The sequence below is a fragment of the Streptomyces specialis genome, assembly GCF_001493375.1.
Lineage (GTDB): Bacteria > Actinomycetota > Actinomycetes > Streptomycetales > Streptomycetaceae > Streptomyces > Streptomyces specialis.
In genome coordinates, this window is record NZ_LN929798.1 from 1 (window position 1) to 4,958 (window position 4,958).

Below are 4,958 nucleotides of genomic sequence, written 5' to 3' on the forward strand. Positions count from 1 at the left end.
CCTACACACCGGTCGAGACCACCGTAAACGCCGTCGCGTCCGACCTTGACTTCTACTGGCACGTTCACGACCTTGCCCGTGACTGTGTGAACCAGGGTGGCATCTCGAACGTGCGCATGATCCAGCCTCCACTCGGGGACCACGCTTAGACGTGCCCCGTACATCTATACGCTGTGCCCGCGCCCTTAGTTCATATCGGACGGTTAGGGCGTGTCTGATGGGTCGTTCGTTCGTTGTGTCCGGGCGTGGGCTATCGGGGTGGACTGACGGATGAGCAGTGGGCGTTGATCGAGCCGTTGCTGCCGGACCGGACGCCTCGGCGGGGTGGCCGGTGGACTGATCACCGGCTGATGATCGACGCGGTGGCCTGGCGGTTCCGCGGGAACAACGCCTGGCGTGACCTGCCGGAATGCTTCGGGCCCTGGCAGACGGTCTACCACCGCTTCGCGGTCTGGGCGAAGGACGGCACCTGGCACCGGGTCTTGACCGAGCTGCAGACGCGCACGGACGCGGCCGGTGGTATCGACTGGCTGGTGGGGGTCGATTCCACCGTCGTGCGTGCCCACCAGCACGCGGCCGGGGCCCGCAAAAAGGGGTCCCGGCCGGCGAACCGCCCGACCACGCCCTGGGCCGCTCGCGCGGTGGACTGAGTACCAGGGTCCATCTCGCCGCTGATGGCCGCTGCCGCCCCCTGGCCCTCGTGGTCACCGCCGGACAAGCCGGCGACGCACCCGCGTTCGAGCGCGTGATGGCCGCTGTGCGGGTGCCCCGGCCGATCGGACGACCCCGGACCCGGCCGGAGGCGGTCCTGGCCGACAAGGCGTATTCCTCACGAGCCATCCGCGCCCACCTGCGACGCCGCGGGATCCGTGCGGTCATCCCCGTCCCGGCCGACCAGCAGGCCAACCGCAGACGCCGGGGCCGCGCAGGCGGCAGACCACCAGCCTTCGACCCCGACGCCTACAAACAGCGCAACACCGTCGAGCGCTGCATCAACCGGCTCAAGCAATGGCGCGGCATCGCCATGCGCACGGACAAACTCGCCCAGCACTACCTGGCCGGACTCCACGTGGCCGCCATCTTCATCTGGTCCACACCCTGATCCATCAGACACGCCCTAGTCCTCTCGGACAACGGTGTGGACATCTATCCCGCCACCGACTGATACCGGCTTCCGCTGCGGACGGGGGCACGCGACGAACGCCTATTGGCCTCCGCAGATCACCCTGGTCGACATCGACGAGCATCCCGAGAGCCCCGTGGTAGTTGGCAGCACCGAAACCCGGCGCAGAGAAGCCGAGATGTTCGGGGATCCGGGCATGCCATCGCCGTCGGCGGTACTGAACATCGACACCGACGTGCCGGAGACAAGACATGTCTCTCGGACACCTGATGGCTCTGGCCCGTCAGTTTCGGATGGGCCTGCATGGGCCATCACGCGAGGGCACAGCCCCGGTCGAGCCACCCGAGAGTCCCCAGGAGAGGTATGTCCACCGAGCATAAGCAGCCGACCGACGACGAAGCGCCTGCCGTGATCGTCACGACCATGTCCCACTCTGCACCGGATCTGGCATTACCGGTAGCCGTTGCCGTCGTCCTGGACGGCGGCCGGGTCCTGATGATCCGCCGCCGCGTGCCGGAGGGTGACCTCGTCTGGCAGGTTCCGGCGGGCAAAGTCGAGCCGGGCGACAGCCCCAAGCGAGCCGCCGTGAGCGAGACGCTGGAAGAGACCGGGTTCACCGTCACCGCCGTCAAGGTGCTTGGCGACCGCGTGCACCCCAAGACCGGCAGGCAGATGCATTACATCGAGTGCGAGCTGGTCAAGGGCCGCGCGATCGTCGGCGACACCGAGGAGATCGCCGAAGTCGAATGGATCGAACACGGCGGCATCCCCGAGCGGGCCCCCTACGGGCTGTTCGAGCCCGTGCAGCAGTACCTGGACGACACGCTCGAACGGGCGTAGCCGAAGTGCCCCGCTCCCGGGGGTCTGGGGGCGGGGCACAATTGCGTGGCCGGTTCTACTCGACAGCGGGTTCGGCCCCGGCCGCAGGGGGTGTGGGCCGGTTGTCGATCACGATGCGAGGCACTGCCTGACCGTCCTCGGCGACCGCCTCCAGGTCGAGCAGCGAGGCGGCCACTCGCTGATACACCTCGGTGGCGAGCGCCGCAGTAACCGGCGACCTGTCGAGACGGGTGTGCCACAGGGAATCGACCGCGGCGAGCAGAGCGCGACCCGACAGGCGGACAGTGACCGTGCCATCCGGCCGCGCCACTACATCGGCAGGGAGACGGAAATGCTCGGCCGTCGCCGCCCGCTCCACGAGGAATGCCCACGTGTCCCGGTGACACACGAGATTGGCGTAGGCGACGCCGGCGACGATACCGAGGAGGTCGCGGTGGTCGTCGTCACGGCCGGCAGCCGGGGCGGCGCCACTCGGCTCCGGTGCAGTTTCGCGCTGTGACGCGGGCTGGGGCTCCGCGGTCGCCTCCCTGGCAGGCGACTGCTCCTCGCGCCGCCGCTCGGCCTCGGCCGCCTCGACCCGGGCCTGACGCGCCAGTGCCTCCTCACGGGCCCGGCGGCTGGCTTCCGCCTCGGCGCGCAGGGCGGCGACCTCGGCCCGGTAGCCCTCGACTGTGGCCTTCAGGCCGGCGATGTCGGCATGCAGCGCGTCCGTCGCCCCGGCGCTCGGCGCCGTGAGCTTCAACTGGTGGACGTCGGCCCTGACCGCGTCCAGCGTCGTGTCGATCTCCGGTAGCCGGTCCCGCACTCCTTCCAGAAGACCGAGGATCTGCTTGACGACTCCGTAGACCCGTCCTTCGCCGAACGCCATGAACCACCTCGCATGATCATGCTGTGTGACGGGGTGATCTCTCCCCGTGGCAGGCCGGGGTGACGCGGCGAGAATCAGCCGATGCCGCAGAATGGCCCGTCAAGGCTGGATCCGGGGCCGTCCCAGTCGATGAGGAGCGCGTTTACGTCATCGGCACGCCGGGCGGTGGTTGCTCACCCAGATGTACGATCGCGCGCTGACAGCGCTTCCTCCTCGCCGACAAGCCTTTCGAGGGGCACACCAAGTGCGTCTGCGATGGGTTGATAAGAACCGTAGCTTCTCTGTCGCGCGCCGGTCTCCATGCTAGCGATCAGGCCGGGAGCGACCCCGGCGCGTCGCGCCAGCTCTGCCCGACTGACGCCGACTCGACTGCGTTCGCGGCTGATACGGAGCCCGACCTCCAACGCCCTCGACCTGCTGACTACCCGGGCGCTTCTCTGGAACTGTCTACGGAGAATCTTCATGTACCGGTCTCGCGGTTCGCCCCCATAGAGGATGCGAGGCCCGTCTTCGGTGTCCCATTCAATCTCCAGCGGCGGCAGTTGGGTGAACCCGACTTGGCTCGTGTTCCACCCAGCCCAGACGGCTTCCCGGATGAGCTCTTCGATAGCCTCACGCCGGTAGGCCGCCACGTCACCCTCGTTGATGGGGCCGCCCTCGTCGCCCGCCAATGTCTCGGCGATCTCCGCGTCGGACTGGGTGACTGCTTCGAGCGCGGCAACTGTGTCTTCGGTGTCGAGGGCTGCGGGCGCTTCGCTGGTAAGCCCGTCGGGTCCGACGCGCCAGGTGCGGGACAGGACGGCGGCCCGGAAGTTCTTCCCGAACAGCATCGCGAGGACGAAGGAGGCCAGGAACAGCAGTATCAGCAGCGTCCACTGTGTCTCGACGATGAACTCAGCAACGGTCACGGGCTAAGTCTGGCTGGACCTCAAGCCTGGCGGGCGGCAGTGACCGAAGCGTGACAGCACTCCACACCGTAAGCGGAGGGTGATGTATCGGTTTCATTTCCGAGTCGACTTCTGCTCACCAAACGGGTGCAGGTGACTAGCGGGTAGGTCATCATGGATGCGGCCCAACGCTCTGCGAACGCTCCTTCGAACAGGTGGGCCGGGAGTAGAAGGACACGACCATGTTCTACGGATACACAGCAGCACACCGCGACCTGCTGACACTCTGCGCACTCCGCATAGAGGGTGCATCACTCGACTGGCAGCTTGTCGCCCGCTCCTGCCAGTCCCAGGAAGGCCTTCAGGCCGTCCTCAACGGGGACTTTCCGGAGGATTCGGCAGCCGCTCGCAAGTCCCTACCAGTTCTGCGTGCGGGGCTACCCGATCTCAGCGACGCTGCCGCCTTCGTGGACGAGCAGGTTGCGGCAGCCGCTGAAGCCGGCGCACGCCTGGTGACAGTCCTCGATGAGGACTACCCGGCGAACCTGAGACTGGTACCGAACCTCCCACCGTTCCTCTTTTACCGCGGCGAGCTGCGCCCCGAAGACGCGCGCTCGGTCGCTGTGGTCGGGACCCGCCAGGCCAGCCGCGACGGCCTGGAGCAGGCCGCCAGGATGGCGCGCAAGCTCGTCAAGCAGGACGTGGTCGTGTTCAGCGGCCTGGCTCGCGGCGTGGACAGCGCAGCCCACCAGGCGACCCTGGAGGCCGGAGGTCGCACGGTCGCCGTGATGGGCACCGGCATCGCCGCGAAGATCTACCCCAGCGAGAACCAGTGGCTGGCTGACGCCATCCTCGCCGGTGGCGGCGCTCTCTTCAGTCAGTTCTGGCCCACCAGCGGCCCGGCCAAGTGGTCCTTCCCTCGTCGCAACGTCGTCACCTCCGGCTGCACCTCGGGCACGGTCGTCATCGAGGCGTCCCGCACGTCCGGGGCGAAAATGCAGGCCCGGATCGCGTCAGAGCATGGCAAGCAGGTGTTCCTGATCAGGTCGCTCACCACGAGCGAGCCGTGGGCGCAGAAGATGGTTGCCGACGGCAAGGCAGTGGAGGTCACCGAGCTGGATGACATTCTTCACCGCCTAGGGACGGCACAGAGCGTTCGGCGAGCCAGCCAGCAGCGGATCCAACTCACCTTGATGGGCCTGTGACAGCAACCGACCTCCCCGCCCCGCTCGGCTTCCCC

Annotated in this window: 5 protein-coding genes; 3 read left to right on the forward strand and 2 right to left on the reverse strand. The window is 67.7% G+C overall.

The window, feature by feature from the left end; translation table 11 throughout:
• Positions 1 to 245: 245 nt before the first annotated feature.
• Together BN2279_RS27315 and BN2279_RS07265 are read left to right on the forward strand one after the other, a co-directional pair.
• A protein-coding gene (locus BN2279_RS27315) for an IS5 family transposase (protein ID WP_234347541.1) occupies positions 246 to 1,102 on the forward strand; the annotation gives its coding sequence in 2 pieces (ribosomal slippage) (positions 246 to 600 and positions 600 to 1,102; 858 coding nt in all).
• A gap of 444 nt (positions 1,103 to 1,546) precedes the next feature.
• Positions 1,547 to 1,963 carry an NUDIX hydrolase gene (locus BN2279_RS07265; protein WP_059007649.1) on the forward strand — a complete coding sequence of 139 codons (417 nt, stop codon included), beginning with the start codon at positions 1,547 to 1,549 and terminating at the stop codon, positions 1,961 to 1,963.
• A gap of 55 nt (positions 1,964 to 2,018) precedes the next feature.
• Here BN2279_RS07265 and BN2279_RS07270 read toward each other — a convergent pair whose 3' ends face one another.
• On the reverse strand, positions 2,019 to 2,831 hold the full coding sequence (locus BN2279_RS07270; protein WP_059007640.1) for a hypothetical protein: 813 nt from the start codon (positions 2,829 to 2,831) through the stop codon (positions 2,019 to 2,021).
• A gap of 173 nt (positions 2,832 to 3,004) precedes the next feature.
• The gene (locus BN2279_RS07275) at positions 3,005 to 3,739 is read right to left on the reverse strand and encodes a helix-turn-helix domain-containing protein (protein WP_059007642.1); all 735 of its coding nucleotides are present in this window, start codon (positions 3,737 to 3,739) and stop codon (positions 3,005 to 3,007) included.
• Between the two features lie 221 nt (positions 3,740 to 3,960).
• On the opposite strand from BN2279_RS07275, the gene BN2279_RS07280 reads away from it, so the two are divergent.
• The gene (locus tag BN2279_RS07280) at positions 3,961 to 4,923 is read left to right on the forward strand and encodes a DNA-processing protein DprA (protein WP_059007644.1); all 963 of its coding nucleotides are present in this window, start codon (positions 3,961 to 3,963) and stop codon (positions 4,921 to 4,923) included.
• The last annotated feature ends 35 nt before the right edge of the window (positions 4,924 to 4,958 follow it).